This is a genomic window from Paenibacillus sp. A3, assembly GCF_001399685.1.
In the GTDB taxonomy this organism is placed as follows: Bacteria; Bacillota; Bacilli; order Paenibacillales; family NBRC-103111; genus Paenibacillus_G.
This window is the reverse complement of record NZ_JTHN01000318.1, coordinates 1-4,319: the sequence shown is the minus strand read 5'-3', so window position 1 is coordinate 4,319 and position 4,319 is coordinate 1. Positions and strand designations below refer to the sequence as shown.

Sequence of the window (4,319 nt, the reverse complement as noted above, 5' to 3'; positions counted from 1 at the left end):
TACTGGCGCTGGTCTGGCCTATGCTTAATCCGAACCAGACGACCATGCTGTCGATGGATATCGGCTTGTATGCGTTCCTGTTCTCCGTGCTCGTCGGCGTTGTTTTCGGCTTGTACCCGGCGAACAAAGCGTCCAAGCTTCGTCCGATCGACGCGCTCCGCTTCGATTAATCTTGGCATCCAGTTTTTACTAAAGGAGGAACAGCTTTTGAAAAGCTTAAACCTGTTAACGAAACCGTCCCGTACAGCTTGGCTCGGAGCGCTCGCGATAAGCGCCGTATGCTTGTCGGCTTCCGCGCCGTCCGTTTATGCGGGAAAGCCGGGCGTTTTTGTAGCGAACGACACTTACTTTACGCTGGAGACCGCATCTCTTGCCGCAGGCGGCGATTCGCCGCTGATGCAGTTCTCGCTGAAGCTTCATAACGGCGGCAGCGGCGCGGTCGATTTCAACGGCTACGGCGTCCGGGTGGTGGATGAGGCGGGGAATCGCTATCCGGCGCGCCTGGGCAGCAAGCAAAGCGCCCGCGTCCAGCCGGGCAAGGAGCAGACGTTCGATTTTTACTCCCGGCTTGCTCCGGGCGTCAAGGCCGAGGGGCTGAAGGTGGACCTGTACGCATGGGACGTCAGCGGGGCCGATCAGACGCGCGACATCGGCGCGCTGCCCGTGGCGGACTCGCTCCCGGGCGGGGTATCGACGGCTTCGCAGACCGTCGTGCGGCTCAAAGACGTAGACCCTGCAGCCAAAGAGGATGTATTCCTTACATTCGTGCAGGGAGACGGCTTCCGCGTCGTCGAGAACGGCAAGCCGTATCTGTATGTGAATCTGTATGTGACCGGCAGCGGCAAAACGGACGTAACGCTTCCGTCAGGCCTTCAATACCGGCTGCTGACGTCTGACGGACGAACGCTTGCCGCCGTCCTTTCCGGCTCCGACAATTCTTCGCTCCTGCCGAATGAAACCGTTCAGCGGACCGTGAAGGCCGAGCTTTCCGATCAGACCGTCGGCCCGTTGACCTTGCAGTTGGTGACGTCGGATGCGGGCGAGGATAAGGTGCTCGGCAGTCTGCCGCTTGGCGAGCTTCCGCCGGCGGTCAAGCTCGGCAGCGAGAAGCCGCTGGCTCGATACGGAACGGGCAGCGGGCTGACGGTCGTCGCCGAGAAAGCGACGGCTATCCGTCAGGAAGACGGAATGCTCGTGCAGTCCACCGTGACGGTGCGCAATGACAGCGACCGGATGATCGCGGTACCTGCGCTGACCGGAGCTTACCAGTTCGGCAAAGACGGCTCGGCAGCAGCCTCGGAAGCGCGTTCCTCGCGCGACGCTTATTTGGCGCCGAAAGCCGCGGTATCGTTCAGCTACACGGCGCTGCTCCCGTCCGGCGTCGAACCGGATGCAGCGCAGCTTGTGGTCCGCGTGAAGGAGGATGCGGCAGGGACAAGCGCCGGCTCGGGCACGACAGCGTCCGCCAGCGGCGGAAGCGCGTCCTCCGGTGCGAATACGACTAACAGCGGGGCCGCCGGAAACGCGGGAACGAGCGCATCCTCCGGCATAACGTCCGGCTCGTCCGCCAGCGGTTCCGCTGCAGGCTCGTCCTCTGCCGTGGGAAGCACGAGCGGCACCAGTGCTGTAAGCGGCACGAGCGGACAGACGAAGACAGGGACGAGCGGAAGCGGCACGACAAGCTCCTCGTCCGGCACGGCATCCGGCTCGAAAACGGACGGGCGGCCGGTTATGGTCGTCGGCCTCCAAGGCATTGCGCAGCAGTACAACCCGACGATGGCGGCCAAAAGCTACGAGTACGGTTCGACGCTGCCCCTTGCGGCAAGCAGCCTGATCGATTCGAAGCTGGACATGTCGCTTGTCGAGCTGCATTTGCACGAAAATACCGATTATGGGTACAAAACGGCTATAGCCAAAGTGAAGTACACGAACCGCGGAAGCTCGGTTCTGACGCTTCCGGACATCGGCACGGAGCTGCTGAACTCGCAAGGGCTGGCGTTCCCGGGCGTCCGGCAGACGTCCGCGGCTTCCGCCATCATGCCCGGAACGAGCTATGTCGTCGCTTATTCGTTCATGGTGCCTGCGGACGAAAAAGGGGACAATATCGCCTTCCGGGTGACAGACCCGAAAGCGATCGCGCCGGCCAAGCTGGATCTGGGCACGTTCCGCATCGCCGCGCAGCGGGAAGAGGAGTACGGCAAGATCAGCTTCTATCCGTTCGACGTCAACATCGATGCGAACAATCTGGCGACGACCTACAGCACATCGGCCGGCTATTCGTATCATCTGAATTTGTCGCTAACGATCGAGCAGCGGGAGCCGGTAATTATCGACCAGAACTTTTCGAAGATGGAGTTCGAGCTTGTCGACGGGCTCGGCCGGGTGCTCGGCTCTCAATCCGCCGGTTTTACCGGCACGCAGAAGCTGATTACCGGCACGCAGCGCATTTCGTTCACGAACGTCAAGACGGAGCAGATCGAATCGGGCGTGACGATCCGCGTATACGAAACGATCGATACGCCGAATGGACCGGCCAAACGGCTTGTCCGGGAGTTTCAACCGTAAATGGAGCTCCTCTGTCCAACAGAGGGTCAGCCAAAGAAGGCATCCCCAGCCGTGCCTGCCACAGCCGGAGGGATGCCTTCTTTTTCAGCGGTTGAGCCCGCATAGGACCGGATTATAAAAAATCACAAAAAAATAACTTGAATCGGAACAGCAAATCTGTTTTGATGGAAAAGTAACTACCAAATATACCCTATGCTTACAAAAAAGGAGTGTTTACGACACGTGCCTGCAAGTCCGAACGATACATCCACTCCGCTATTGAATAAAGAAAACATGAACTCCGCCGGATCGTTCCCGCCCCAAAGCGGTTTTTTTCGGCTGCTGGAGATCGGCGCCGCTTCCGCAAAGCTGGGGCTGACCTCCTTCGGGGGACCGGTGACGCATCTCGGTTATTTCCGGGACGAAGAGTCCCGCCGACTTCGCGGCTGCTGCCGTGCTGTTCGGCTTGCTCGTCTTCTGGAAGCTGCCGCCTTGGGCGGTCGTCCTCACAGGCGCCTTCTTAGGATGGGCGCTAACCTTGGGGCTGGTCTAAACCTACACGTCAGACATCATGGCTCGCGACCCGCCCGGGGTCCGGGCTATTTTTTTCTGCGGAACAGGCGGGCGGCTCCTTTGCCGAGCTCCGTAAGCAGGATCATGACCGACAGCGCGCCGAGCGCATACGGGACGACAAGCGGAATGGCGCGCAGATCGGTAATATGCACCCAACGCAAAAAAAGCGGGTACAACAGCAGCAGCGCAACCAGGATTACAATTTTCACGGGCATTCGCCTCCGGGGCCTACATCATTTTCGACAATGAAATAAATTTCGCTGCCGAAAACGTCAAAACCTGCCGTACGGAGTGCGTGGAAAATAAAACCAATTATAGTTTTGCTCCGGGTACATTCGCTTCATTTTGGAATTTGTTAAATTTAGCAGATGTTCAATTATGGATTGACGGATGACCACCCTCATACTATGATAACATTATCGCTTTAAAGCATGTACACGTTAAATCCAGGAGGTCCGAAATCATTGAAAACATCCGCTAAACTGTTATCCCTGCTGATCGCCGTACCGATCATGATCGCAGGCTGCGGGACCAAAGCACCGGCGCCCGCCAATCCGTCCGGAGGTGGAGACGCTTCCAAGCCTCAGGACAAGAAAGTTGTCAAAATCGGCATCTCGCAAATTGTCGAACATCCGTCGCTCAACGCGACGCGCGAAGGCTTTCTGGCCGCGCTCAAGGACAACGGGTTTATCGACAAAGAAACGATGCAGGTCGACTACAAGAATGCGCAGGGCGACGCCACAACCAACTTGACCATCGGTCAAAAGTTCGCCGCAGACAAAAAAGATCTCGTATTCGCCATCGCCACGCCGTCGGCTCAAGCCGTCGTGCAGAACGTGAAAGACGCGCCGGTACTGTTCGGAGGCGTAAGCGATCCGGTATCCGCGAAGCTCGTTAAAAGCCTGGACAAGCCGGGCGGCAACGTAACCGGCGCCGCGGATACGCACCCGGACGCCATACCAAAGCTGATCGACTTCATCGCCGCCGATTTCCCGAAGGTCAAGAAGATCGGAATCGTGGCGAACGAAGGCGAAGCGAATGTCGCGTTCATGGTGAAGACGGCGGAAGCGGCGTTTGCGAAGCATAACATTCAAGTCGTCAAAGCGTCGGTTGCGAACGGCTCCGAAGTGAAGCAGGCCGCCGAATCGCTCGTGGTACGCGTCTATGCGATCTACATCACGCACGACAACGCGGTCGTAAGC

The 4,319-nt window shown here is 58.5% G+C and carries 5 protein-coding genes; 3 read left to right on the top strand and 2 right to left on the bottom strand.

The window, feature by feature from the left end:
• Together QJ48_RS37210 and QJ48_RS33915 are read left to right on the top strand one after the other, a co-directional pair.
• Nucleotides 1-170 (top strand): ABC transporter permease (locus QJ48_RS37210; protein ID WP_369126852.1); only part of this gene is annotated, 170 nt, incomplete at its 5' end.
• Between the two features lie 37 nt (nt 171-207).
• Nucleotides 208-2,565, top strand: a complete 2,358-nt coding sequence (locus QJ48_RS33915) for a hypothetical protein (RefSeq protein WP_054977692.1) — start codon at nt 208-210, stop codon at nt 2,563-2,565.
• Nucleotides 2,566-2,820: 255 nt separating this feature from the next.
• Here QJ48_RS33915 and QJ48_RS38245 read toward each other — a convergent pair whose 3' ends face one another.
• Nucleotides 2,821-3,054, bottom strand: coding sequence for a hypothetical protein (locus QJ48_RS38245; protein WP_054977691.1), 234 nt, complete (start codon nt 3,052-3,054; stop codon nt 2,821-2,823).
• Nucleotides 3,055-3,143: 89 nt separating this feature from the next.
• Nucleotides 3,144-3,332: a hypothetical protein gene (locus QJ48_RS33905; RefSeq protein ID WP_193394547.1), complete on the bottom strand. Its 189-nt coding sequence runs from the start codon at nt 3,330-3,332 to the stop codon at nt 3,144-3,146.
• Between the two features lie 249 nt (nt 3,333-3,581).
• On the opposite strand from QJ48_RS33905, the gene QJ48_RS33900 reads away from it, so the two are divergent.
• On the top strand, nt 3,582-4,319 hold a 738-nt coding region (locus QJ48_RS33900), incomplete at its 3' end, for an ABC transporter substrate-binding protein (RefSeq protein ID WP_237763151.1).

What these genes read in the sequence shown, in the direction of transcription:
- QJ48_RS33905 (WP_193394547.1), bottom strand. Translation starts at nt 3,332, where the DNA reads ATGCCCGTGAAAATTGTAATCCTGGTTGCGCTGCTGCTGTTGTACCCG.